General features: G+C 62.5%; 22 protein-coding genes and 1 tRNA gene. 14 read left to right on the forward strand and 9 right to left on the reverse strand.

All coding sequences use genetic code 11. From position 1 onward, the window contains the following. Positions 1-488 precede the first annotated feature (488 nt). Genes RVY76_RS02760 through RVY76_RS02775 form a run of 4 tightly spaced genes read left to right on the forward strand, consistent with a single transcriptional unit; the run spans position 489 to position 5,148 of the window. Positions 489-1,997, forward strand: a complete 1,509-nt coding sequence (locus tag RVY76_RS02760) for a glucan biosynthesis protein G (RefSeq protein WP_317375679.1) — start codon at positions 489-491, stop codon at positions 1,995-1,997. Continuing rightward, positions 1,982-2,149 carry a hypothetical protein gene (locus RVY76_RS02765; RefSeq protein WP_317375680.1) on the forward strand — a complete coding sequence of 56 codons (168 nt, stop codon included), beginning with the start codon at positions 1,982-1,984 and terminating at the stop codon, positions 2,147-2,149. Before RVY76_RS02760 ends, RVY76_RS02765 begins: the two co-directional genes overlap by 16 nt. Beyond that, positions 2,142-3,929 carry a glucans biosynthesis glucosyltransferase MdoH gene (mdoH, locus tag RVY76_RS02770; protein ID WP_317375681.1) on the forward strand — a complete coding sequence of 596 codons (1,788 nt, stop codon included), beginning with the start codon at positions 2,142-2,144 and terminating at the stop codon, positions 3,927-3,929. The genes RVY76_RS02765 and mdoH overlap by 8 nt, the downstream gene beginning before the upstream one ends. Then, positions 3,913-5,148, forward strand: a complete 1,236-nt coding sequence (locus RVY76_RS02775) for an OpgC domain-containing protein (protein ID WP_317375683.1) — start codon at positions 3,913-3,915, stop codon at positions 5,146-5,148. The genes mdoH and RVY76_RS02775 overlap by 17 nt, the downstream gene beginning before the upstream one ends. Positions 5,149-5,158: 10 nt before the next feature. Here the strand turns inward: RVY76_RS02775 and RVY76_RS02780 are convergent, their stop codons facing one another. The 8 genes from RVY76_RS02780 to RVY76_RS02815 form a co-directional block, all read right to left on the reverse strand. Beyond that, positions 5,159-5,776: a TetR/AcrR family transcriptional regulator gene (locus tag RVY76_RS02780; RefSeq protein WP_317375684.1), complete on the reverse strand. Its 618-nt coding sequence runs from the start codon at positions 5,774-5,776 to the stop codon at positions 5,159-5,161. 95 nt (positions 5,777-5,871) lie between these two features. After that, positions 5,872-6,837 (reverse strand): alpha/beta hydrolase, encoded by a 966-nt coding sequence (locus RVY76_RS02785; protein WP_317375685.1) that lies wholly within the window; start codon positions 6,835-6,837, stop codon positions 5,872-5,874. Next, positions 6,827-7,744, reverse strand: coding sequence for a homoserine O-acetyltransferase/O-succinyltransferase family protein (metA, locus tag RVY76_RS02790; RefSeq protein ID WP_317375687.1), 918 nt, complete (start codon positions 7,742-7,744; stop codon positions 6,827-6,829). Before metA ends, RVY76_RS02785 begins: the two co-directional genes overlap by 11 nt. A gap of 59 nt (positions 7,745-7,803) precedes the next feature. Next, positions 7,804-8,664 carry an ATPase gene (locus RVY76_RS02795; protein WP_317375688.1) on the reverse strand — a complete coding sequence of 287 codons (861 nt, stop codon included), beginning with the start codon at positions 8,662-8,664 and terminating at the stop codon, positions 7,804-7,806. 59 nt (positions 8,665-8,723) lie between these two features. Then, a complete protein-coding gene (locus RVY76_RS02800; RefSeq protein WP_317375689.1) occupies positions 8,724-9,917 on the reverse strand; it encodes a hypothetical protein in 1,194 nt (397 codons plus the stop codon). A 128-nt stretch (positions 9,918-10,045) separates the two neighbouring features. Continuing rightward, positions 10,046-10,873 (reverse strand): DMT family transporter, encoded by an 828-nt coding sequence (locus RVY76_RS02805; RefSeq protein WP_317375690.1) that lies wholly within the window; start codon positions 10,871-10,873, stop codon positions 10,046-10,048. A gap of 146 nt (positions 10,874-11,019) precedes the next feature. Further along, entirely contained in the window at positions 11,020-12,606 is a 1,587-nt protein-coding gene (guaA, locus tag RVY76_RS02810) for a glutamine-hydrolyzing GMP synthase (protein WP_317375692.1), read from the reverse strand. A gap of 96 nt (positions 12,607-12,702) precedes the next feature. After that, complete coding sequence (locus RVY76_RS02815) at positions 12,703-12,993, reverse strand: DUF6477 family protein (RefSeq protein ID WP_317375694.1); 291 nt, start codon at positions 12,991-12,993, stop codon at positions 12,703-12,705. Between the two features lie 499 nt (positions 12,994-13,492). Between RVY76_RS02815 and RVY76_RS02820 the strand changes: the two genes are divergently transcribed. The 3 genes from RVY76_RS02820 (at position 13,493) to lipA (ending at position 16,767) form a co-directional block, all read left to right on the forward strand. Continuing rightward, complete coding sequence (locus RVY76_RS02820; RefSeq protein WP_317375695.1) at positions 13,493-14,287, forward strand: DUF6456 domain-containing protein; 795 nt, start codon at positions 13,493-13,495, stop codon at positions 14,285-14,287. Between the two features lie 359 nt (positions 14,288-14,646). Further along, the gene (locus RVY76_RS02825) at positions 14,647-15,720 is read left to right on the forward strand and encodes a sensor histidine kinase (RefSeq protein WP_317375697.1); all 1,074 of its coding nucleotides are present in this window, start codon (positions 14,647-14,649) and stop codon (positions 15,718-15,720) included. A 99-nt stretch (positions 15,721-15,819) separates the two neighbouring features. Further along, complete coding sequence (lipA, locus tag RVY76_RS02830; RefSeq protein WP_317375699.1) at positions 15,820-16,767, forward strand: lipoyl synthase; 948 nt, start codon at positions 15,820-15,822, stop codon at positions 16,765-16,767. A 91-nt stretch (positions 16,768-16,858) separates the two neighbouring features. Here the strand turns inward: lipA and RVY76_RS02835 are convergent, their stop codons facing one another. Then, on the reverse strand, positions 16,859-17,428 hold the full coding sequence (locus tag RVY76_RS02835) for a YcbK family protein (protein ID WP_317375701.1): 570 nt from the start codon (positions 17,426-17,428) through the stop codon (positions 16,859-16,861). A gap of 219 nt (positions 17,429-17,647) precedes the next feature. Between RVY76_RS02835 and RVY76_RS02840 the strand changes: the two genes are divergently transcribed. The 7 genes from RVY76_RS02840 (at position 17,648) to RVY76_RS02870 (ending at position 23,646) form a co-directional block, all read left to right on the forward strand. Then, on the forward strand, positions 17,648-19,363 hold the full coding sequence (locus RVY76_RS02840) for a murein L,D-transpeptidase (protein ID WP_317375702.1): 1,716 nt from the start codon (positions 17,648-17,650) through the stop codon (positions 19,361-19,363). Positions 19,364-19,401: 38 nt separating this feature from the next. Then, on the forward strand, positions 19,402-20,466 hold the full coding sequence (locus RVY76_RS02845; RefSeq protein WP_317375703.1) for a UDP-3-O-(3-hydroxymyristoyl)glucosamine N-acyltransferase: 1,065 nt from the start codon (positions 19,402-19,404) through the stop codon (positions 20,464-20,466). Between the two features lie 71 nt (positions 20,467-20,537). Further along, positions 20,538-20,804 carry an acyl carrier protein gene (locus RVY76_RS02850; protein WP_317375704.1) on the forward strand — a complete coding sequence of 89 codons (267 nt, stop codon included), beginning with the start codon at positions 20,538-20,540 and terminating at the stop codon, positions 20,802-20,804. Continuing rightward, a complete protein-coding gene (locus RVY76_RS02855) occupies positions 20,801-22,009 on the forward strand; it encodes a beta-ketoacyl-[acyl-carrier-protein] synthase family protein (protein ID WP_317375705.1) in 1,209 nt (402 codons plus the stop codon). The genes RVY76_RS02850 and RVY76_RS02855 overlap by 4 nt, the downstream gene beginning before the upstream one ends. A 169-nt stretch (positions 22,010-22,178) precedes the next feature. Further along, on the forward strand, positions 22,179-22,643 hold the full coding sequence (rplM, locus tag RVY76_RS02860; protein WP_317375707.1) for a 50S ribosomal protein L13: 465 nt from the start codon (positions 22,179-22,181) through the stop codon (positions 22,641-22,643). Then, entirely contained in the window at positions 22,643-23,131 is a 489-nt protein-coding gene (gene rpsI / locus RVY76_RS02865) for a 30S ribosomal protein S9 (RefSeq protein WP_317375708.1), read from the forward strand. The genes rplM and rpsI overlap by 1 nt, the downstream gene beginning before the upstream one ends. Positions 23,132-23,561: 430 nt before the next feature. After that, positions 23,562-23,646: transfer RNA gene (locus RVY76_RS02870), tRNA-Leu, on the forward strand. The last annotated feature ends 3 nt before the right edge of the window (positions 23,647-23,649 follow it).

Here is a 23,649-nt window from a genome sequence, read left to right on the forward strand (position 1 = left end):
GCGGTTCGCGGGGTCGGGTGTCCGTTTCCCGCTCATCCGGTCGACGAAATGAGACTGTCGCACGGATGCGCTAGCGAACCCGATCAGCAACCGATAAGAGGATCCCGGCACACGATCCCGAAGCGGGTGCCGCGACGCGTCGATCGTTCGGGATGGAGAGACGGGATCGTGGCCGGACAAATATGTCTTGATTGGCGAAGCGTCCGCCGCGTCGATCCGCAAGGATGGCGCGCTTGGTATCTATACGATGCCGGGCGGGATACGAAATTCGCGAATCGCCCTAATATTGGGACGCCACGTGCCGCCATATGGCAAACCGGCAAGTTCGTGCCGTTTTCTCGGTCGGAAATTTGAACTCATCGGCTCGATCCACACTTTAACCCCCATTGAAACAGCACACCGTTCGTAGATTCATGAAGAAGCGCACCGCGCCCCTATCCCGAAGGCATTTCCTTGCGACGGCATCGTCCCTTGCGATCTGGCCTGCCATGTCCACGCTTCCTGCCATGGCGCAGGATGCGCCCTCAGATGAGCGCGAAAGCTTCAGCTTCGCCGCGCTGACAGACAGTATGCGCGAGGCCGCCAAGGCTCCCTACGAGCCACCCGCGCCGATCGAAGGTCCATGGGCCGCGCTCGATTACGATGCGTACCGGCGCATAAACTTCGACACCGACCGGGCCGTCTGGGCCGGCGACGATGCCGTCTTCCAGCTGCATGCCTATCCTATGGGCTGGCTCTTCCGCGAGCCGCTCCGGATATTTGAGGTGACGGACGGAACCGCGCGGCCGATCGAGTTCACCTTGGACGATTTCCGCGTCGATCCCGGCGTGGCCGCGGATCTGTCGGGTGAGAACGGCCCCTCGCTTCCGGGCGTGGCAGGATTCCGAATCAACACCCCGCTCAACGATCCTTCGCGGTACGACGAGGTCGTATCGTTCCTCGGGGCGAGCTATTTCCGCGCGCTTGGTCGCGGTAATACATATGGGATCAGTGCGAGGGGTCTTGCCGTCAACACCGCGACCGGTCGAGACGAAGAGTTTCCCCGGTTCAGCGCGGCATGGCTCGAGCGGCCGGCACCGGGCGCGGAACAGATCGTGTTCTACACGGCTCTCGAAAGCGCATCCGTAACCGGTGCCTTCCGCTTCGTTCTTAGGCCTGGCGAGACGACCGTGATCGACGTCACCACACGTCTCTTCATGCGGCAGGATGTCCGGCAACTCGGCATCGCGCCGCTGACGTCGATGTATCTCTTCGGTCCGTCCGATCGTGGGGGATTTGACGATTACCGCCCCGCCGTTCACGACAGCGAGGCGTTGATCCTGACAAGTGCGGGACAGACGAGCTTCCGTCAGCTTGCAAACCCTCCCCGGCTTGCCAACTCCTACCTCGCCGCCCGAAACCCCCAATCCTTCGGTCTGGTCCAGCGCAGCCGCGAATTCGATCAGTACCTCGATTCCGGAGCGCATTACGAGCGCCGTCCCTCCCTTATCGTGGAACCGGTCGGCGAATGGGGGGCAGGCAATGTACGCCTGATCGAAATTCCCTCCGAGCTAGAGGTAAACGACAACATCGTTGCTTTCTGGGTGCCCGAAGCAGAAGCACGCGCGGGTGACGAACTGTCGTTCGACTACAGGCTTTACTGGGGAATGGACCCTGCCGGAGCACGATCCGACAAGGCGTGCGTTCTTCGGACGACGACCGGTGAGGGAGGTGTGTCTGGCGTCGCGAACGCGAACGGTCACCGTAAGTTCGTCATCGATTTCCAGGGCGGCACGCTCGGAGAGATCGATGACCCCGAGGCGGTCACTCCATCGGCATCCGCAACGAACGGAGAAATTGCAGAGGCGGTCTTGTCGCGGATCGACGGCACCGACATTTGGCGTCTCGTACTCGAGGTCGACGCGACCTCGGGGCAGGCAGTCGAACTTCGAGCCGATCTCCGGGCGAACGATGTGCCCCTGAGCGAAACATGGTTGTACCAATGGCAGACAGAATGACTCCCGAGGATTGGAATATACCCGTCGCGGATCCGGCCGAATGGCTTCCGGCGGACGCGCCACGCGAAATGAGGCTTCAGGTTCTGGAGCCCGCCGACAAGCGCGGTGCACCATTGCTTTCGCGCCTGCTCGAGCGGCGTGCCGATGCCTGAATCGGTGCGCGATGACCGGGCCACAGCATTGTGTCGCGGTCTCGCACTCGGCTTCAGTTTACTGAGCGCGGTCGTCGCCGCGGCGCTTCTGGCACAGTCGGTCGCGGTAGATGGCTTGCAGCCGCTCGACTTCGCGGCGATTCTGCTGATCCTTCTTACGACCGCCTGGCTTTCATGGGGTGCCGCGCAATCCTTCGTGGGATTGTTACCGCACCGCGCGGGGCGGGCGGCATCGCCGCGCCCGGGACCGATGCCGCCGACCGTTGTCCTGCTGCCGATCTGTAACGAGGATCCGGTTGCGGCGATGACCCGGATTTCGGTCATGGATGCATCCTGCCACGCCGCAGGTCTCGATGTGCATTTCGCCGTTCTTTCGGACACGAGGGATCCGGCTGCGCTCGAACGCGAAGCCCGCGAATTCGCGCGTCTGCGGCAGCGTGATGGCGCGTCCGAGCGCTTTTTCTACCGCAACCGGACCGATAACCGCGGAAGGAAGGCCGGAAACATTGAAGATTTCGTTCGCCGACATGGCGCGGCTTACGAATTCGCCATCATGCTCGATGCGGATAGCCTGATGGAAGGCCAGACGATCGCGACGCTGATCTCGCGCATGCGCGACGAGCCCGACTTGGGTCTTTTGCAGACATTGCCGGTCGTGGTCGGAGCGCGGTCTCTCTTCGGCCGCGCTATGCAATTCGCGGCCTCATTCCATTCTCCAGTCTTCGCGCGTGGCCTCGCGCGGATGCAGGGGCGGACCGGACCGTTCTGGGGCCACAATGCGATCGTCAGGCTTCGCGCACTCGCCGAATGCTGCGCCTTGCCGGAGCTGTCCGGTCGCCCGCCATTCGGCGGCACGATCATGAGCCACGATTACGTCGAGGCCGCGCTGCTCGCCCGCGGAGGCTGGCGTGTCACGCTTGACGAGACACTATCCGGTTCCTTCGAAGAGGGCCCCGACAATCTTCTGAGCCACGTTCGCCGCGACCGTCGCTGGTGCCAGGGCAATTTGCAGTATCTGCGCCTTCTGAACGTGCCCGACCTGAGAAAGTGGAGCCGATTTGTTTTCGTTCAGGGCATTGCGTCTTACCTGATCTCCCTCTTCTGGGGCGTGTTCCTCGTCGTATCTGTATTGGCCACGATTACCGCGCCGCTGCCGAATTACTTCCCAGAGCCGAACCAGCTCTTCCCTGTCTTCCCTGATGATCGCACACGCGAATTCGTGGCGCTCTGCATTGGGATTGGCGGCCTGTTGCTACTGCCGAAAATCGCGATCTTCGCCGAGGCGGTCGCGACGCGGCGCGTGGCGTGCTTCGGAGGTGCGGCGCGGGCATTCGCGTCGGTTCTGTCGGAAATCTTGCTGTCTTCGCTCATCGCGCCGGTCCTGCTCATGTACCAGTCGCGCAGCGTGATCGAGGTCCTCTCGGGCCATGACGGTGGTTGGCCGGCCAATCAGCGGGGAGAGGGTCGTCTCACCCTAGCGGAAGGATGGATCGCGGGACGCTGGATCGCGCTTACGGGACTCGCAGTGGCGACGGCCGTCGGTTGGTTGGCACCGGCATTGATCTGGTGGCTTCTGCCGGTCTGTGTGCCGATGATGGCGGCCCCAATTCTCATCTGGGCGACGTCACAGCCGCGGGCGAGGTCTCTTTTCCGTGTTCCGGACGAAATCGACCCTGCACCGGTCGTGGCGGCCTATCGTTCGGAGATGGCCAAGCGCGAGGCGCATGCGGATAAGCCTGACCAAGTTTCTACGAAAGCCTCGGATGTCGTCCGGTCCTGACACGGAGCGACGCAAGATCGTCGCCTTTCCCTCGAAGCTGCCGCAACGCACCATCCGCGATCCGCGGATCGATGTGTTCCGTGGCCTTGCGCTTATCATGATCGTGATCGACCACATTCCGGGGAACCCCTACGAACGGTTCACGCTCAGGGCTTTCGGGTTTTCCGACGCGGCCGAGGCATTCTTCCTCATGTCCGGGATCGCGGCAGGTATCGCCTATTCCGGCGGCTTTCTGAAGCTGCGACAAGGGGCGGGAACGATCGGCGCCGCAGTCCTGCCACTCTGGCGTCGGGCCTGGACGCTCTATCTGGTCCAGCTGTTTTTGACGATATGCGTGCTCGGGATGTATGCGTGGGCGGCCGACACGTTCCTCCGGTCGGAGTTCCGTATCCAGCACAATCTCGGCCTCATCTACAGCGAAACCGGCTCGGCTCTGACGGGGCTGGCGACGCTGAGTTACCAGATCGGCTACGTCAATATCCTGCCGGTCTACATCGTCTTGCTGCTTTTCGCGCCGATCGCGCTTTGGGGGGCGATGCGCGCGCCATTCGTGACGCTGGCCCTGTCCGGTGCGCTCTGGCTCGCGGGTGGATGGAACAGGTGGAACATCCCGAACGATCCCGGCGGGGGCGGATGGTTCTTCAGTCCTTTCGCCTGGCAGGCGATCTTTGTTCTGGGTCTGGTGATCGGCGTCAGGCACCGTGCTGGTCGTCGGCTCGTGCCCATATCCCGGCCGCTCTTGTGGACTGCGATTACATTTCTTGTGCTTGTGCTCGCCTGGAGGAACATCCCGGCGCTCGGAATATATCTCAATCACAAGATGGCGCAGCTTGGCGCGATGGGCGTGCCATTCAACGTGGTCTCGCACAACAAGACCTATCTGGCGGCTCCGCGGTTCCTGCACATGCTCGCATTGGCTTATGTGGTGTCCTGTCTGCCATGGATCACGCGCGCTTGCGCATCGCGCGGGGCGGCGGCCTTTCGCCTCCTAGGGCGGCAGGGGCTCGTCGTGTTTGCTGGCGGCACGATCCTCGCCATGGCGTCGCAAATCCTCATGGACGTTGAACCCGACGTTGCGTGGCTGGGACTGGTCCTGCCAGTCGCCGCTGTCGCGATGCTGTTCGTGATCGCCGGACTGAAGGACGGATGGACGATCTTTCGCGCGCGAAAAGCCCCGCCGGAGGAAGAGCGCGAGAGCAGTGTCGCCGTCTCGAAGTAAGAGAAGACGCTCAGCCGTCCGGTGCAAGCAATCCGAGGCCGCGAAGATAGATCCCTATTCCCGTTTCGAGCAAATCCTCGGGCGGGTAGGGTACGTTCGTCCCCGGAGAATTCCGGGCAAAGAGCTCGACGACACCGTGTGACATCGCCCAGATATGTGCGCTGAACATCTGCGCAGGAGGGCGATGTGAGGCGGGGATATGCTGTGACAGATCACCCGCGGCCCGTTCGAGAACGGCATTCGCGCGCGTTGCGATCTGGTGTAGGTCGGCATTCCGTTGGACGTTCACCCCGGATTCGAACATCGCGACGTAATGTCCGGGGTGCTGCCGCGCGAAGGCGAGATAGGCGCGACCGGTGGCCTCGAAGGAGGCAAGCGCCGAGGGCTGACCGGTCTCGTATGCGCGTTCCATTTCCTCGGCAAAGATCTCGTAGCCTTGGCGGGCGCATTCCGCGATGATGTCCTCGCGCCCTTGGAAATGACGATAGACCGCAGCCGGCGTCACACCGGCTGCCTTGGCAGCCTCGCTCAGGGTAAATCCCGTCGGCCCCTTTTCCTCGATCAGTTCGAGTGCCGCATTGACGAGGGCCTGAGCCAGATTTCCGTGATGGTATCCGCGCTTAGCCATCGTCGTTGACAGGCCGGGGGCGCGTCGCGCGGCGGCAAAGGGGCATGATGGGAACCTTCGATGCGGGTGCCGACATACCTATGGCGATCGGGATCTCAGCGCAATCCGGCGCGCTCTGCGGCGCGGTCGATCGCAGCGACCACCTCTCCCCGGGCTACCTGGTGCGGCATGTGACCGATCCCTTCGAGCCGCGTCAACCGCGCGTTCGGCAATTGCCTCGCAAGCGGTTCGGCATGGACATCGAGCGGAACGATGTCGTCGGCAGTGCCATGCACGATCTCGACCGGAATCGTGATGTCGGGATAATACTTGGACATGGCCACGACCTGCGGCCTGAGCGTGTTGACCTGCCTGATATTGGCCCGGAACGAAACCCGACGCAGGACGAGCGGCGTGCCGATATAGTCGAGATACCCGTTGGGGGCGTCCTGCGGACGGAAGACATCGGCCACGCGGCTTTTGACCATTGCTGGCGTCACGAAGGCTGAGATCAGCGGGACCGCTACCGTTCCACCGACCCGCGAGCCGTTGACACTGTAGAACGGACCGAGTTCTCCCTCCCACGGTTGGGATGCACCGGAAACCACGACAAGGGCCGCGGGATCGTGCTCGATCCCCCAAGCGAGTGCCACGGCACCGCCATACGAATGGCCGAGGACGATTGGATTCGAGACCCCGATCTTCTCTGCCGCCTCGGAGAGAAGCGCGGCCTGGGATTGCGGCGGTTCGCCCTGGTTCTCCCAAGCATCGGCGAATGTCGATTTCACGTCGGTATAGCCGAGGCCGGGGCGGTCGAAGGCCGTAACGCGATACCGGTCCTTGACCATGTCGATGAAGCGGAAGGTGAATTCCCTGAGATTGGCGGACGCCCCGTGGAGAAGGACGAGATCGGGGCCCGATCCCGCCTGAATGTAATGGACACGCCGTCCCGCCACCTCGACAAAGGAACCGATCGGGGGAAATGCCCGCTCTGCCTGTTCCTCGCGCGCATCCGCGCGACGATCGACGACTCCGCAGCCACCGGCGACGAGAAGTCCCGCGAAGGCGAGTCTAGCAGCCAATCTCTGAAGCATCATACGGCACCGATTGATAAATTTCGTTGATCCAGTTGCCATATAGAAGATGGGCATGTGACCGCCACCGGTTGAGCGGTGGCATCAACGGGTTGTCATCCGGGTAGTAATTTCCTGGGACCGTGACGGGAATGCCGGCTGCAACGTCGCGGTCGTATTCCTGTTTCAGCGTGTCGTCGTCATATTCGAAGTGGTTGAAGATATAGGTCGCGCGGTGGCTCGGGTCGGCGACGAGCGCGGGGCCTGCCTCCTCGCTTTCCAGAAGGGTGGTCAGCCCCGGAGCGCGGTCGATATCTTCCTGCCGCATCTCGGTCCAGCGGCTCACCGGAATGACGCAATCGTCCGAGAATCCACGCAGTAACGGCGAGGTCGGGTCGAGATTGCGGTGCCGATAGCAACCGAAAAGCTTGGAGCCGAGAAGATGCTTTGGCACGCCGTGGAAATGATTGATCATCGCCATCCCGCCCCAGCAGACGCCGAAGGTCGCGTGCACGTTGGTCTGCGTCCAGTCCATGACCTCGCGCAGCTCGTCCCAGTAGGAAACCTGATCGAAATCCAGATGCTCGATCGGCGCGCCGGTTATGATGAGACCGTCGAACTTTTCGTTCCGGACGTCGCGGAAGGGCCGGTAGAAAGCCTCCATGTGCGATACAGCGGTGTTGCGGGTCTGATGCTCGGACATGCGGATGAGCCGCAGGTCGATCTGGATCGGTCCCGCTCCGATCAGCCGGGCGAATTGGTTCTCGGTCTGGATCTTCATCGGCATGAGGTTCAGCAGACCGATCTTAAGCGGACGGATATCCTGCCGCATCGCTTCGGCCTCTCCCATGACCATGACACCCTCGTTCCTGAGGACGCTGAAGGCGGGAAGATCCGAGGGAAGTTTGATGGGCATGATCGGTCAGGGCTCCGAGAACCGGGGAGGGCCTGAAATAGACCCGCCCGGAAGCGATCTCAAGCGGTGGCGTCGATCCGGTCCGCGACGAGCGCCTCAAGCTCGGCTGCAGAGTTCACGCGGGCCACGTCGTCGGCCTCGATCGTCACGCCGTGCCGGGCCATCGCGGCATAGCGCGGCTGGCGGCGGGCGAGCGCACGCGCATAGGTCCATCGGACGAATTCGTCCGGTTGGATCCGCTCAGGGGGCAGGTCGGTCTCGACCAGATAGTCCCGCCAAGCCGTTTCGAGAAAATCCGGCTGGTAGTACATGGGCTTCGGGGCACGATCGAATCGGCGGACGAGTTCGGCGGTATGCGCCTCGCCCCCCTTGAGCCAGATCGGCAGTAGGTTCCTGCTTACGAGGTGCAAGGTCGGATCATCGGGATCGTCGGGATCGACGATCTCGCAAATCGAACCGGACGTGTCGCAGACGAAGTTGCGGTACCCGTAGATCCGTTCGGATCGTTCGATGAAGGGAACGGTATCGGCCATCGCGGCAAGTTCGGCCTGCCGGTGCTGGTTCTGACGCAGCATGTACTCGTCGAAAGGCAGCCCGCCAAGATCCGCGTCGCCGGGCTTACCGAGATAGGTCGAGAGTGGCGCGAGATTGTCGAAGGTGATGTTGCTTGCCACGTAGATCGAGTCGCTCAGCAAAAGCTCGCGCAACAGGGGGACCTTCATAGCTTCGCGTTTAAAATTGTCGGCAATATGCTCGCCCATGTAGCGAGTGCCGATGCGGTAATCGACGGAGTAGTGAAACCAGCCACCGCTCTCGCGGAGGATGTTCGAAAGCCGCGTCTTGCCGAGGCCCGACATGCCGAAGAGCATGATGCGCTTGTCTGGGGCGTCGAGCCAGTCACGTCCGGAAGCATAGATCATGACCGGCCTTCTAGCGCGGAGGTGCGGGGCTGCCTAGGGCACGCGGAGACACGCGGGGGTCAGAACCTGAAGCCGACGTTCAGCCCGAGCGAAATCGCACTGTTGTCGTCGAAATCCGCGATCTGCAGCCCGTTGATCTGGGTTCCCACATCCGCGTCGGTGATCCAGTCGTAACGCAGGCCGCCCGTTACCGTCACGCGGTCGGTCGGCTCAAAACTGCCTCCGATCGTCAGGGATTTGGTGCCATCGGTCGGAGCCAGGGGCGAGATCAGCGTATCTGTCAATCGCTCATATCCGAATGAGGCGAAACCGGCGAAGCGGTCGGTGATCTGACGGCCGATGCCGATGTTGAATTCGTAATTGTCCTCGATCGTGGTGAGCGAATCGAAGTTGCGCACACCATCGGGGGCCACGTCATAGAAAGCGGGCGACACGATCGTGTCACCGTACCACGCATAGCGGATATCGCCGAACAGGAGCGTACCGGGGGCGATGCCGGTCTGAAAGTCGAGATGGATCGCCTCGGGCGTGTCGACTTCGGTAACGGTGGCGGTGGTGAAGGGATTGACGGGCAATCCGAAGGCTGCGGCGGGCAACTCGCCCACACCGATGCCGTTGACCGTCTCGCGTGTGTCGAGATCGTGCGTCGTGCTGCTGATATAGGTAAGCGCTACGCGCAGGGCGATCTCGGGCCGCTCGTAGGCTGCGCCGATCACGTAACCAAGATCTCCGTCGGATTCGAACGAGCCTCGGTACCCCGAAAGTGCGCCGGTCGCGGCACCGGCCAAGCGCACATCGGCCTGGATTTCCTGGTACCGCAAACCGCCATGTACGCTGATGCCGTTGTCGAACTCGTAACGGCCAAGCGCCTGCAGCGCGCGGCTGTCGATGGTAACTGCAGTTCCACCGAGAGCGAGAGAGCCCTCTCCGCCGGGCGTTCCGATCGGGTAGGTGATGTTTGCGCCGTAGGGCTGATCGAAGGAAAGCGACGCCGAAATTCGATCGGTGAACTGGTACTTTACCCCCAGGCCAACCTGGCTGTAATTTTCCGCGACCGAGCCGCTGGATTGTCCGCCAAAGAGCGCGATGTCCTTGCCATCGATGCTTGGGAATATACGTCCGAAGCTGAGTTCGGCATAATTGCCATCTTCGAAGAGAAGCGTGACGGGCTGGCCCGAGCGGTCGAGCCCGATAGCATCGGCCGCAAGCGGCGCGAGCATCAGTGACGTTGCGGTCAGGACGAGCGTCTTCATCTTCTTCACCTATAAGTTGTCGGCGTGCCCATCACGTTACGTTTGGCGCGACGAATGCGGCAATGCCTAAACCCGCGTCACTTAATGCAAAGTGAAATTGCCCTGCAATCTGGCAACACTTGCTCGGGCTAGCGTCGGCTCTCGTACCAAAGGTTGAGGTAGTTCGCCCCGAAGATGATCGCTGCACCCACGAGGACGTAGATGTCGAAGGGTTCGGCATAGAACAGCATTCCGATCAACGCGATGAGGGGTAACCTCGCGAAGTCCATAGGAACGACAAGCGTGGCCGGCGCGACCGACAGGGCAGTCGTCAAGCAGAAATGGGCGGAGAGACCCGCGCAACCGATGAGGACAAGCCAAGGCGCGGTCGTGGCCGAGGGCAGCGCCATCCGCCCGTCATGGGCGGCGCAGATCAAACCGAAGATCGTCTGCGTCACCGCCAGCCAGAAGAGAATGCAGGTGATGCTTTCTGTACGGGTGAGGATCTTCGTGAAGACGATCGATCCCGCGAAGCCGATGGCCGCGGCGGCCGCGGCAATCTGGCCCGTGCCCACCCCGTCGATCATCGGGCGCGCAACGACGAGGACACCCACGAAGCCCAGGATCGCAGCGACGATCCGCATCCGTGTCAGCCGTTCGGCCAAGAGCAGCGGCGCGGCCAGCGCCACCCAGATCGGCGAGGTGAATTCGAGCGCGAAAACCTGCGCGAGCGGGATCGTTGCGATTGCGAAGAACCATAGATTCTGACCGGTAAAGTGAAAGAGGTTGCGGACGATATGCAGCCCCAGCCGGTCGACGCGAACCTGACCGAGCGTCCCGGCGGCACCGGCGATGGTGAGAACGAGCAAGACGCCGATCATCGAACGGTAGGTCATCAACTCGAACGTATCGAGTTCGAGCGAAACGGCTCGCCCGGCAACGGCCATCGAGATGAACGAGACGACCGCCCCGGTCATCCAGAGTGCCGCGCGGCGAACCTGTGCATCCGGGGTAGAAGTGGCCCGAGGTGGGGACGGGGTCCTTGTTCGCGAGGCGTTCATGCCACGCATCTGCTGTCAAAAGTGGCGGATTTGCAAGCTGCGCCGCGTCTGCGGCATGGTTGTCACTCCCATTCGATCGTGCCCGGCGGTTTCGACGTGATGTCGTAAGTGACACGATTGATGCCGCGCACCTCGTTGATGATGCGGGTCGCCGTCTCGCCAAGGAATTCGTGGGTGAATGGATAGAAGTCCGCGGTCATTCCATCGACGGAGGTCACGGCGCGCAGCGCGCAAGCATAGTCATATGTGCGCCCGTCGCCCATGACGCCTACGGTACGGACGGGCAGGATGGCGCAGAACGCCTGCCAGATCTCGTCGTAGAGGCCGTGCTTGCGGATCTGATCGATATAGACCGCGTCGGCTTCGCGCAGGATGGCGAGCTTCGGGCGAGTGATCTCCCCCGGACAGCGGATAGCGAGGCCGGGACCGGGAAAGGGGTGCCGCCCGATGAAGGACGGCGGCAAGCCGAGCTCCACGCCGAGCGCTCGTACCTCGTCCTTGAAGAGCTCGCGCAGAGGTTCGACGAGCTTCAGGCCCATCTTTTCGGGCAGGCCGCCCACATTGTGGTGGGACTTGATCGTCACCGACGGGCCGCCGCTGAACGAGACGCTCTCGATCACGTCGGGATAAAGCGTACCCTGCGCCAGGAACTCCGCTCCGCCGATCTCGCCCGCATGCTTGTCGAAGACGTCGATGAAAAGACCGCCGATGATCTTCCGCTTGGTCTCTGGGTCCGAGACGCCGTCGAGTTTCTCAAGGAACAGTTCCGATTCGTCGGCATGGATAAGCGGCAGGTTGTAATTGTCGCGGAACATGCCGACCACTTCTTCGGCCTCTCCCTTCCGCAATAGGCCGTGATCGACGAACACGCAGGTGAGTTGATCGCCGACGGCCTCGTGGATCAGCATGGCCGCGACCGACGAGTCGACGCCCCCGGATAGCGCACAGATCACGCGGCCGTCGCCGACCTGTTCGCGGATCGCCGCGACCGCCTGTTCGCGATAGGCCCCCATGGTCCAATCGCCCGTGAACCCCGCGATGCGCACGAAATTCTCGAAGATCGTCCGCCCGTTCGGCGTGTGATGCACCTCCGGGTGGAATTGCACCGCATAGAACCGACGGTCGGTATCCGCGATGACCGCAAAGGGGGCGTGGGGCGAGGTCCCGCAGACCTCGAAGCCGGGTGCCATCTCGGCAACATGGTCGCCGTGGCTCATCCAGACCTGCTCGCGACCGTCGTCGAACCAGCCATCGAAGAGGTCGGTACGCGTTTCGGTCGGCGACACGAAGGCCCTGCCGAACTCGGCCGTGCCTTCTCCCCGCTCGATACGGCCGCCGAGCATCTGCATCATCACCTGCTGTCCGTAGCAGATGCCAAGCACTGGTACCCCAAGCTCGAAGATCCGCTTGGGCGGGCGGGGTGCCCCCTCGTCACGGACGCTGGCTGGGCCGCCCGACAGGATCACCGCGCGCGGCGCGTATTCCTCTAGGAAGGCGTCGGTCACGTTCTGGAAAGGATGGATCTCGCAGTAGACGTTCACCTCGCGCAGGCGGCGTGCGATGAGCTGCGTGACCTGACTGCCGAAATCCACGATGAGAAGTTTCTCGTGGTCGGCCTGATGGGCGGGGGCGATGACGTCGTCGTTCATGCTGGAGGCTCGTAGTCCAGCGAAGGCGGTCGCGCAAGCGTGGCCGCGCGCATGCGGGGGGGGGGCGGCTGCAGGGCTTGCGCCGCCCCCGAGATCCTAGCCAGTGGCAGCCTCACTGGCGCAGGCGCGTTCGCCGAGAAGCGCCACGAGCACCTCGACATGCCGCGCGAAGCTGTAGCTCGCCTCGCGTGCCTTGCGCTGTTCGTTCAATCGGTCCTCCAGCACCAGGAGCGTGTCAAGATAGGTCTGCCCGTCGACCGGCGCATGTGCGCCGACGATACGGGAGAGAGCGGCGTCACGGTCGTAGTCGACGAGCCCGAAACGCGCCGCGCTGAGAAGCAGGCGAGGACGGCGCAGGGTCGCGAGCCGGGTTTGGATGTCGGACATGCAGGTGCTCCTTCGCTGTGATGCGACGAGCTTTGACACAACCAAAAGATGTGTTGCGTCCAGGTGACGCGTTGCGAACGGCGGTCACGATTTGCGTTAAATATTTGTAAGCAATGGTTTGTAAGCAGCCATCCTGTTAACCTACTGCTAACCAATGCAACCGAGGGTTGTATAGTGTGCAGAAGGCCATGGGGAGCCCATGGAATAAAGCCGAATGGCTGTGCTGAACTGGGGGAACGGACACATGACGACGAGCGCTAGCGACCAGTTACCGGATTGGGTACCCGATACGGCACGACTGTATCTCAAGCATACGGTGGGTGGCGAATCAATCCGGGCGCTGGCGCGGCAATCGAATTGTCATGCCTCGACGGTACTGAGGCAGATTCGGCGCTGCGAGCAGCTTCGGGACGATCCCCTTATTGACCATGCGCTGCAGCGTCTCGGACGGCAGCGAGCGGGTGCTTCGGCATCCCGCGGGACAAGTGGAGCCGTTCCAATGAAACATACGAAGTTCGAAGACACGCCGAGCGAGGAGCTGATCGCCAGCGAAGCCCGTCGCATCCTGCGCCGGCTGAGCGAGCCCGGTGCCTGCCTCGCCGTGGCGCAGGGCATGGAAAAGGCCGTCGTCGTTCGCGAGAACAAGGACGGACAGACAGTGCGCACTGGCACCGTCGATGCTGAGATCGCCGAGGCCATGGCGCTCAAGGGATGGATCGGCACGACCGGTTCGGGCCGCGTCGCGCGTTATCATATCAAGCCGTCCGGCCGTGTCGCTCTCAAGGACATGCTGAGCGAGATCGAGGTGCCGGCCTCCGAGGCCGAGGAGGCGGACCCGCGCGGCCTTCGCTACGGCACCGTCGAAAGCCCGGTGATGATGCTGGCGCGGCGGCGAGACAAGAATGGCGAGGTGTTCCTTACGGAAGACCTCGTTCGGGCCGCCGAACGGCTGCGCGAGGATTTCGAGCTCGCCCGGATGGGCGATGGTGGCGGTGAGCAGAACTGGGAAGAGATGATGGCGCAGGCCGATGCGCCCGAACTCGATCCGGGAGTGTTCCACGGGCCGGGCGTCGAGGCTGCGCGTTCCCGCGTTCAGGCAGCCATGCAGGATCTCGGTCCGGGCCTCGGCGATGTGGTGCTGAGAGCCTGCTGCCACCTCGAGGGGATGGAATCGATCGAGGCACGCATGGGCTGGGCCGCGCGGTCGGGCAAGATCGTGCTCCGGATCGGCCTGCAGCGGCTCAAGCGGCATTTCAAGCTCACGCAGGGATCGCTCTCGCCGATGATAGGGTGAGCGCCAGAATTTCCGTTTCCACCATCGGTGACAGGCCCGCCCGGAGCGATCCCGGCGGGCCTCTTTCGTATTGGGCAGGGATTCGGCCGGGATTGTGCGGGGGCCCGTTCGTCATGCCAGCTTGCCCCCGGGGACGCCCTTTCAGCGTCATCGGTAGTATTGAATCAGGCCGAACATATCCGTGCCTGCAGTAGAAGTGGATCGGCGCACGGCCCGGCAGTTGATTGCCTGGCGAGAGCGGTGCCCCGTCCTTACCCTCGCGTTCTCGCAAAATCCGGCCAATGTCGGTCGTCGATCAGGTTCGCGCTGGATTGTTTGAGCGCAGACTGCCAAGAAGCCCTATGGCCGATGGTGGATCTATGTACGAGTCTGACTGGAATGAGCGCGAACGCCGCGCGACGCTTCACAGCTATGGGCTGACACCCAACGACGATACCACGTCGCTGGATGAGATCGTTCGTCTGACCGCACGGATCCTCGACAAGCCGATGGCCTTCATCTCGCTGGTCGAGGCCGATCGCCAATGGTTCCTGTCCCGCCACGGCGTCGAGGTCGACGGTGCACCGATCGCCATGTCGATATGTCGTCTCATCATGGAAACGCCCGGCGTGACCGTCATCCGCGACACGTTCGCGGACGACCGGACCCGCGACAACCCGCTCTGTCATGGCGATGGGGGCTTTCGCTTTTACGCGGGAACGCCGCTGATCGCGCGCAACGGTCGCAGCCTTGGTGCGCTCGCGGTTCTGGGAACGGAGCCTTCCGATCTCGATGCGCTCGGGATCGAGGTTCTCGAATCGCAGGGCCGGCAGGTGATGGCGCAGCTCAACCTGCGAAAGGCTCTGCGCCGCGCCGATATCATGCGGCGCGAGGTGGATCACCGGGTCAAGAACTCGCTGCAATCGGTGGCGTCGCTTACCCGGATCCAGGCCCGTCAGGTACATTCCGACGAGGCACGCGAGGCGCTCGAAAATGTGGGTCGTCGGATCAACACCGTCGCTGCCCTGAATCAGCAGCTCTATGCCTCCGACAGCGACCGGACGGTACAGCTCAAGCCCTTCCTGCGCTCGATCGTGGATCTGATCCGCGAGAGCATTGCCGACGAGATTAACATCGACCTTGAGGCACAGGATCTCGCGATAGATGCGGGCATGGCGGGTGCCATAGCGATCATTGTCAACGAATTCACCACGAACTCTGCTAAGCACGCCTTCGAAGAGGGTCAGTCGGGGACGGTAACGATCACGGCGCGGCTTGCCGCACCGGGACGCTTCACGCTGATTTGCCGCGACGACGGACGGGGGCTCGATCCCGAACGGATGGGCACGGGGCTCGGCATCTCGATCCTCGACAGCGCGATCGACCAGCTGAGCGGAGAGAAGGTTCTTCTCGACCGGCCCGGTCATGGAATTCAGGTGACCTGCAGGCTCTGATTGCCATGATCCGCGCGCAAGGCCGCCATGTCTCGCTGCGCGCCATCTTGGACAAGTCGGGGGCGATGCCTTAGATGATCGGCAAGGAGGAGTGTGCCCATGCCCCGCGACTTGAAGATCCCCGAGCAGCGCCACCCGGAAAAAGCCCGCCGCGCCGAGACGCCGCGCCTCAAGAAGCCGGACTGGATCCGCGTGAAGGCCCCGAGCGGCGATGGCTACAAGGCGACGCGCGACATCATGCGCGAACACAAGCTTGTCACCGTCTGCGAAGAAGCGGGCTGCCCAAATGTGGGCGAGTGCTGGTCGCAGGGTCATGCCACGATGATGATCATGGGCGAGATCTGTACCCGCGGTTGCACCTTCTGCAACGTGGCAACGGGCCGCCCGGATGCGCTCGATGTGTTCGAGCCGGGACGCGTCGCCGACGCGGTCAAGAAGCTCGGCCTCAATCACGTGGTCATTACATCCGTCGATCGGGACGACGTTGATGACGGCGGGGCTGCCCACATCGCCCAGACAATCCGCGCGACGCGCCGGCAAAGCCCCGGCACGACGATCGAGGTCTTGACGCCGGATTTCCTGCGTTGCGGTCCCGATGCGCTCGAGACGGTGGTCGATGCAAGGCCCGATGTATTCAACCATAATCTCGAAACCGTTCCGGGTCTTTATCCTGAGGTACGGCCCGGCGCGCGGTACTTCCATTCGTTGCGGCTCCTGCAGCGGGTGAAGGAGCTCGATCCGTCGATGTTCACGAAGTCCGGTATCATGGTGGGCTTGGGCGAGGACCGTCAGGCCGTGATGCAGGTGATGGATGACATGCGTGCGGCCGACGTCGATTTCATCACGATCGGCCAGTATCTCCAGCCGACCTCGCGTCACCATGCGGTCAACCGCTTCGTTACGCCCGAGGAATTCGCAAGCTACGAGAAAGCCGCCTGGGGCAAGGGATTCCTGATGGTCTCTGCCACGCCGCTTACACGGTCGAGCTATCATGCAGGAGACGATTTTGCCCGCCTGAAGGATGCACGGGAAAAGTCACTGGCCTGAGCGGTCCTCCGTATAGCGCCCTGCATGAAGAAAAGCCCGCGGTCCTTTCGGACGCGCGGGCTTTTTCAGGCCTGAGGCTCGGAAGGGGGGCTCAGCGGCCCCAACTGCGGACCGGGCCACAATCCATATGAACAAAGTTCGAGGACGAATACCGTCCGACGCCGCCTGCCGCACAGGCCGAGGCCGCGCTGAACATCTGGGCAACCGAACGCGAATTCATCCGCAGATCGGCGGCTTCGCCGCTCAGATGACGCGAATTTTTCGCCACGCCCGACGACCGGCTGCGAAGCATATTGTTGGTCTGCGGGGAGCGGTACCCCGAGATCAGCGTGTAGGCCTCGCTCGTATCCATCATGTTGTGGGCGGCTGCCATGATGTCGATCGTTCGGGTGTCGATCGACTTAACCTGTCCGTTGCGCCAATCGCGCATGAAGTGATTCACTTCGGCCAGGGCATCCTTGATGTAGTTTCCCTCGACCCAGTAGACGGTATCAAGGCTCTCGCCCGTGCGTCCGTTATACATCTTGATCCGGCGCACATCGCCAGCGCCACGCAAGAACCCGAAGGCTTGTGCGTATGTGGGCGCAGCGGTCACTGCCGTCGCTGCGAAGGCTCCCAGAAGGGCACGCCGTGTCAGACCCGTCGAGCGTGATTGTTCCATGAGATTCTGTCCCGTTTCCGTTTTTACCTGCCGATCGCGTTGATCGCGATTTTCGTTTGGCCTCATCGTCCGATTTTTATGACACGCCTTTGGCGATGCACCAAGGGGCGCGTGCAGCGAAACCGAATTTGGTTCCACAACCTCGGCGGGTTATCGCTCAAGATCCCTTGAGGTGCGGAGACTTGCGTTTCGGGGGCGACCTGTTGCGTGAAGGGCACGGTGGGCATCGTGATCAATCAGAGCGGTCTTGTTACGAGAATGTTCGTTGGCAAGTGGCAAGGCTGGTCCGAAGATCCGGGCAAAGGACGCCGACTCAGGCCAAGGATGATTGCGATGCTACCTAAAGGAACCCTCCGCATCGTCGGTATGACGCTCGCCTTCGTAACCGGGATCGGCGGCATGCCTGCCGCCGGTGCGACCGAGATCACGGCGTTCAAGCAAGCGGTCGCGATCGGCGCGGCCGAGGATCCGGCGCTCTCCGATTTCTACCGCGAGATCAACTATAGGGCGATCTGGACCGGCTCCTCCCCCGAGGATCGAGAGCGCCGCGCGGCCTTCCTGTCCATCGTGGGAGAGGCGGATGTCCACGGTCTACCCCAGGGCATCTATGACGAGGCGATCCTGCGCGACTTGATGGGCGGGGCCCGCAACGATCGCGATCGCGGCCGGGTGGAGGCCGAGCTCAGCCGTCTCCTGCTGACCTTCGTACGTCATCTCGAAACGGGTATCCTGGTGCCGTCCGAGGTCGACCGCGATATCAAGCGCGAGGTTCCTCGACGCGACGGGGCAACCATCCTGCGCGAGTTCGCCCGGGCAGAACCCTACGCCTATCTGACCTCGCTTGCACCGCGCACGGCTGAATATGCGGGCCTCGTGCGCGAGAAAGCGAAGCTCGAAAGAATTGTCGCCGCGGGTGGATACGGGCCAACCGTTCCGGCGGGACGTCTCGAGTTGGGTGCCAGCGGGATGGGCGTCCTCGCACTCCGCGACAGGCTGATCTCGCTCGGCTATCTGCCAAGAACCGAAACAGCGCAATTCGACGCCGGGATGGAACTCGCCGTCGAAGCATTTCAAGCCGATCACGGGCTGAACAACGATGGCATCGTCGGGGGCGCGACGCTCGCGGCGCTCAATCGCAGTGCGGCGGAGAGGCTTGGGCAGGTCCTCGTCGCAATGGAGCGTGAACGCTGGATGAACCGCGATCTGGGCGACCGCCACATCCTCGTCAATCTCACTGATTTCAGAACCAGGATCGTCGTAGAGGGCGAAACGATCTTCGAGACGAGATCGGTCATCGGGGCTGACAAGGATGGTCAGCGCACGCCCGAATTCTCGGACGAGATGGATCACATTGTCATCAATCCGAGCTGGTACGTCCCGCGCTCCATCGTCGTAAATGAGTATTTGCCGGCGCTCCGGCGCAACCCCTACGCGCTCGGTTACATGGAAATCACCGACCGCCAAGGACGCGTGGTGAACCGCGGACATGGTTTTGCGCAATACAGTGCCGGCACTTTTCCGTTTGCCATGCGTCAACCACCGGGGCCGCGCAATGCGCTTGGGCTCGTGAAGTTCATGTTTCCTAATAGATACAACATATATCTGCATGATACTCCTGCGAAAAACCTTTTCTCCAGCGAGGTTCGCGCTTTCTCGCACGGCTGTATCCGGTTGGGTGATCCATTTGATTTCGCCTACGCACTGCTCGGCATGCAGAGCGATGATCCAGAGGGTGAATTTCAGCGGCATCTGCGCTCCGGGCGCGAGACGCGCGTCAACCTCGAGACGCCGGTTCCCGTTCACCTGATCTACCGAACGGCGATCGCGAAGCCCGGGGGCGGTGTCGAATATCGCGGCGACATCTATGGGCGCGATGCCCGAATTCTCGCCGCGCTTGGGGCCGCAGGGGTGGCGTTGCCCGGCCCGGGGAGCTAGCTTTCGGCACTGGTCCACGCACAATCGGGAAGCTCGACATGCCCCTCACGCTCGGCGACATCGCGAAGGGTCTGAATGGCCGGTTGATGGGTGATCCCGATCTGCCCATCACGGGTGCGGCGGAGCCGGCGGATGCAGGCCCGATGGATCTGGCTCTCGCCATGAGCCCGAAATACGCCGACCGCCTGGGCGAGGGACGCGCCCGTGCCGCAATCCTCTGGGAAGGTGCCGACTGGCGTGCGCTGGGTCTCGACGGCGCGCTTCACGTTCAGCGTCCGCGGCTCGCCATGGCGCATCTCAGCGCGATGATAGATCCCGGCCCCGAGATCGCGCCCGGCATCCACCCGACAGCCATAGTCGACCCCGGTGCCGAGATCGGTGCCGACCCCGCGATCGGTCCGTTCGTCGTCATCGGGCGCGGTGCCAAGATTGGCGATCGGGCAAGAATCGTCGCGCATTGCACGGTCGGCCCGGATGCGCAGCTTGGCGACGATGCGCTTCTTCATCCGAACGTCACGATCCAGCACGGCGTGGTCATCGGCCACCGGTTCATCGCCCAGCCCGGCGCCGTGATCGGCGGCGACGGCCTGTCCTTCGTCACGCCGGAGGCGTCCGGCGTCGAAAAGGCGCGCGCCTCTCTCGTCGATCAGGGCGAGATCGTCGATCAATCCTGGACCCGCATCCACTCGCTCGGCACCGTTGTGATCGGCGACGATGTCGAGGTCGGTGCGAACACGACGATCGACCGTGGCACCATCCGCGCGACGCGCATCGGCAATGGCTGCAAGCTCGATAACCTCGTCCAGATCGCCCACAACGTCGTTATGGGACGCGATTGCCTCGCCGCGGCGCTGACTGGGATCGCGGGCTCCACCGTGATCGGTGACCGCTGCGTCTTCGGCGGCAATACCGGTGTCGCCGACAACATCCTGATCGGCGACGACGTAATCCTGACGGGCGGAACCAAGGTCGTTTCGAACGTTCCCGCCGGGCGGGTGATGATGGGATACCCGGCCGTCCGCCTCGATCAGCATGTCGACATCTACAAGGCATTGCGTCGATTGCCGCGCTTCATGCGCAGGTTCGCTGCGGAGCAGAAATAGGTTTCAAACTTGGTAATGGCCGACTAAATCAGCCGCGAGACACGGGGAGGCGGCAGGCACGAGGGGGCGACATGTCCGAGAACGTGAAGGCGAAGGTGATCGAGATCCTCGCCCAGCAGGCGATGGTCGATCCGTCGGACGTCGAGATGACGCAGACGCTCGACGATCTCGGGATCGACAGCATGGGCGTGGTCGAATCCATCTTCGCGATCGAGGAGGAATTCGACATTTCCGTACCGTTCAACGCCAACGATCCGGGGGCGGGCGAATTCGACATTTCCTCGGTCGCCTCCATCGTCGGTGCCGTGGAGGGTCTGGTCGCGGCGCAGAAGGCGTGAGGCGCGTTGTCATCACCGGTGCGGGTACGATCAACGCACTCGGTGGATCGGTTCCGGAAACGCTCGAGGCAATGCGAGAGGGGCGTTGCGGAATCGGAAGGCTCGACATCCGCGATCTCGAGCGACTTTCGGTGCAGATCGGCGGTCAGGTCACCGGCTACGACGAGAACGACCATTTCAATCGCCAGCAGATCGCGCTTTACGACCGGTTCACCCAATTTGCGCTCTTGGCCGCTGGCGAAGCCATCGCTCAGTCCGGTGTGGTCTTCACAGACGAGATCGCGGCACGCTCGGGCGTGGTGATGGGGACGTCGGGCGGCGGGCTCAACACCCAGGACGAGAATTACCGCGCCGTCTATGAGGAGGGGAAGAACCGTGTTCACCCCTTTGTCGTGCCGAAACTCATGAACAACGCGGCGACCAGCCACGTGTCGATGCAGCACAATCTGCAGGGGCCGAGCTTCACGGTCTCGACTGCCTGTGCATCCTCGAACCATGCGATCGGGCAAGCCTTCCAGATGGTCCGGACGGGCATGGCGGACGTGATGGTCACGGGCGGGACCGAAGCGATGCTTTGCTTCGGCGGGGTCAAGGCCTGGGAGGGCCTGCGCGTCATGTCCAAGGATGCCTGTCGTCCGTTCTCGGCGACCCGCAATGGCATGGTGCAAGGCGAGGGCGCAGGCATGTTCGTGCTCGAGGAATACGAGCATGCGAAAGCCCGAGGGGCCGAGATCCTGGCCGAGATCGCTGGCTTTGCCATGTCCTCGGACGCCGCAGATATCGTCATGCCCTCGAAACAGGGCGCGGCGCGGGCGATCCGCGGTGCAGTGGTCGACGCTCAGCTTCCGCTCGATGCAATCGGATACATCAATGCGCATGGCACCGGGACTGCAGCCAACGACAAGACCGAATGCGCGGCTGTCGCAGACGTGTTCGGTCACCACGCGAACGACCTGATGATCTCGAGCACCAAGTCCATGCACGGCCATCTCATCGGCGGAACGGGCGCGGTGGAACTCCTCGCCTGCATCATGGCGTTGCGAGACGGGGTCGTCGCTCCGACGATCGGTTACGAGGAACCCGACCCGGAATGCGCGCTCGACGTCGTACCCAATACTGCGCGCGAGGCACGGATCGATGTGGCGTTGTCGAACGCCTTTGCGTTCGGGGGACTCAACGCGGTACTGGCCCTGCGGCGGATCTGAACCTCTATCTGCCTTTCGAGATTGGGGTATTCCAATACCATAATTGTAAGGCATTCATTTCGCTGTATTTTATGGGGAAGGTCAGCATTGACTGCGCGCGCGCGATCATTAGAAAGCGTCCATCCGAATTGACCGGGTCTTTGAGGCCCGCGAACGAACAGGAAAAGCCATGAAAACCTTTACCGCTAAACCGGCGGATATCGAGAAGAAGTGGATCGTGATCGACGCCGACGGCCTCGTTCTCGGCCGTCTCGCATCGATCGTCGCCATGCGTCTGCGCGGCAAGCACAAGCCGTCCTTCACGCCGCACATGGATATGGGCGACAACGTCATCGTCATCAACGCCGAGAAGGTGCAGCTGACGGGCAAGAAGCGTGACAAGCCGAACTACTGGCACACGGGCTATCCGGGCGGGATCAAGTCGCGCACGACGCGCCAGATCCTCGAAGGCGCACATCCCGAGCGTGTCGTGATGCAAGCCGTCAAGCGGATGCTGCCCGGCGGCCCGCTCAGCCGTCAGCAGATGACCCATCTGCGCGTCTATGCCGGCACCGAGCATGGTCACGAGGCCCAGAGCCCCGAGGCGCTCGATGTCAAATCCATGAACAAGAAGAACACGCGGGAGGCTTACTGATGGCCGAAGAAGTCACCTCTCTTGAAGAGCTGAACCAGGCGGTCTCCGGCACCAGCGTCGGGACCGAACTCGAAGCCCCGCGCGAGCCCGTCCGCGACGAGCTCGGCCGTGCCTACGCGACCGGCAAGCGGAAGGACGCGACTGCTCGCGTCTGGATCCGTCCCGGTTCCGGCAAGGTCACCGTCAACGGCAAAGACGTGAACGACTACTTCGCGCGTCCCGTTCTTCAGATGATCCTCAAGCAGCCCTTCACCATCGCGGGCGTCGAGGGTCAGTTCGACGTCATGGCGACGGTCAAGGGTGGCGGTCTTTCCGGTCAGGCCGGTGCGGTGAAGCACGGCGTCAGCAAGGCGCTTCAGCTCTACGATCCGTCCCTGCGCGGTCCCTTAAAGGCTGCCGGCTTCCTGACCCGCGACAGCCGCGTGGTCGAGCGCAAGAAGTACGGCAAGGCCAAGGCCCGCCGCAGCTTCCAGTTCTCGAAGCGCTGATCGGGGCAGGCCGGGGCATCCTGGCTGCTTCTCAAGACATTGCGCCATCGCGACGTTTTCGTCGCGGTGGCGTTTCTCGTATCGGCAGGCATCTCGATCACGGGGCGTTCCGGTTATCAGACCGGCTCGGCCGATCGTATGCACTAGTTACCGACTGCGAGGCACAGACAGAAGTATATGCACCGATTTTCAAAGCATTCCCAAAACTCGCGTTATAAATTAGAAAGTTACGAGGCGAAGTTAATAGCTTCCGTAAAGTCTTTGGCGCGCACGGCGAATGCGGGCGCGTTCAAGGCTCGTTTCTAGCACATGAATGCGTTGACCCGTGGCGCAACCCTGAGCATCGGATCCCGATCGGGAAACGGATTGTTCTAGCCGTCTTCGGGCGCTAAGGAAATTGCCGGGTCCCGACGGGTTCCCGACGCGCCGTGCGGGCGTGGTGGAATGGTAGACACAAGCGACTTAAAATCGCTCGGGCATGGCCCATGCGGGTTCGAGTCCCGCCGCCCGCACCAATC

The organism is Palleronia sp. LCG004 (assembly GCF_032931615.1).
Classification (GTDB): Bacteria; Pseudomonadota; Alphaproteobacteria; order Rhodobacterales; family Rhodobacteraceae; genus Palleronia.

Bases quoted from the DNA above. Each gene is read 5' to 3' on its own strand.
- RVY76_RS02760 (WP_317375679.1), top strand. From the start codon at position 489: ATGTCCACGCTTCCTGCCATGGCGCAGGATGCGCCCTCAGATGAGCGC.
- RVY76_RS02765 (WP_317375680.1), top strand. From the start codon at position 1,982: ATGGCAGACAGAATGACTCCCGAGGATTGGAATATACCCGTCGCGGAT.
- mdoH (WP_317375681.1), top strand. From the start codon at position 2,142: ATGCCTGAATCGGTGCGCGATGACCGGGCCACAGCATTGTGTCGCGGT.
- RVY76_RS02775 (WP_317375683.1), top strand. From the start codon at position 3,913: ATGTCGTCCGGTCCTGACACGGAGCGACGCAAGATCGTCGCCTTTCCC.
- RVY76_RS02780 (WP_317375684.1), bottom strand. From the start codon at position 5,776: ATGGCTAAGCGCGGATACCATCACGGAAATCTGGCTCAGGCCCTCGTC.
- metA (WP_317375687.1), bottom strand. From the start codon at position 7,744: ATGCCCATCAAACTTCCCTCGGATCTTCCCGCCTTCAGCGTCCTCAGG.
- RVY76_RS02795 (WP_317375688.1), bottom strand. From the start codon at position 8,664: ATGATCTATGCTTCCGGACGTGACTGGCTCGACGCCCCAGACAAGCGC.
- RVY76_RS02800 (WP_317375689.1), bottom strand. From the start codon at position 9,917: ATGAAGACGCTCGTCCTGACCGCAACGTCACTGATGCTCGCGCCGCTT.
- RVY76_RS02805 (WP_317375690.1), bottom strand. From the start codon at position 10,873: ATGACCGGGGCGGTCGTCTCGTTCATCTCGATGGCCGTTGCCGGGCGA.
- guaA (WP_317375692.1), bottom strand. From the start codon at position 12,606: ATGAACGACGACGTCATCGCCCCCGCCCATCAGGCCGACCACGAGAAA.
- RVY76_RS02815 (WP_317375694.1), bottom strand. From the start codon at position 12,993: ATGTCCGACATCCAAACCCGGCTCGCGACCCTGCGCCGTCCTCGCCTG.
- RVY76_RS02820 (WP_317375695.1), top strand. From the start codon at position 13,493: ATGAAACATACGAAGTTCGAAGACACGCCGAGCGAGGAGCTGATCGCC.
- RVY76_RS02825 (WP_317375697.1), top strand. From the start codon at position 14,647: ATGTACGAGTCTGACTGGAATGAGCGCGAACGCCGCGCGACGCTTCAC.
- lipA (WP_317375699.1), top strand. From the start codon at position 15,820: ATGCCCCGCGACTTGAAGATCCCCGAGCAGCGCCACCCGGAAAAAGCC.
- RVY76_RS02835 (WP_317375701.1), bottom strand. From the start codon at position 17,428: ATGGAACAATCACGCTCGACGGGTCTGACACGGCGTGCCCTTCTGGGA.
- RVY76_RS02845 (WP_317375703.1), top strand. From the start codon at position 19,402: ATGCCCCTCACGCTCGGCGACATCGCGAAGGGTCTGAATGGCCGGTTG.
- RVY76_RS02850 (WP_317375704.1), top strand. From the start codon at position 20,538: ATGTCCGAGAACGTGAAGGCGAAGGTGATCGAGATCCTCGCCCAGCAG.
- rplM (WP_317375707.1), top strand. From the start codon at position 22,179: ATGAAAACCTTTACCGCTAAACCGGCGGATATCGAGAAGAAGTGGATC.
- rpsI (WP_317375708.1), top strand. From the start codon at position 22,643: ATGGCCGAAGAAGTCACCTCTCTTGAAGAGCTGAACCAGGCGGTCTCC.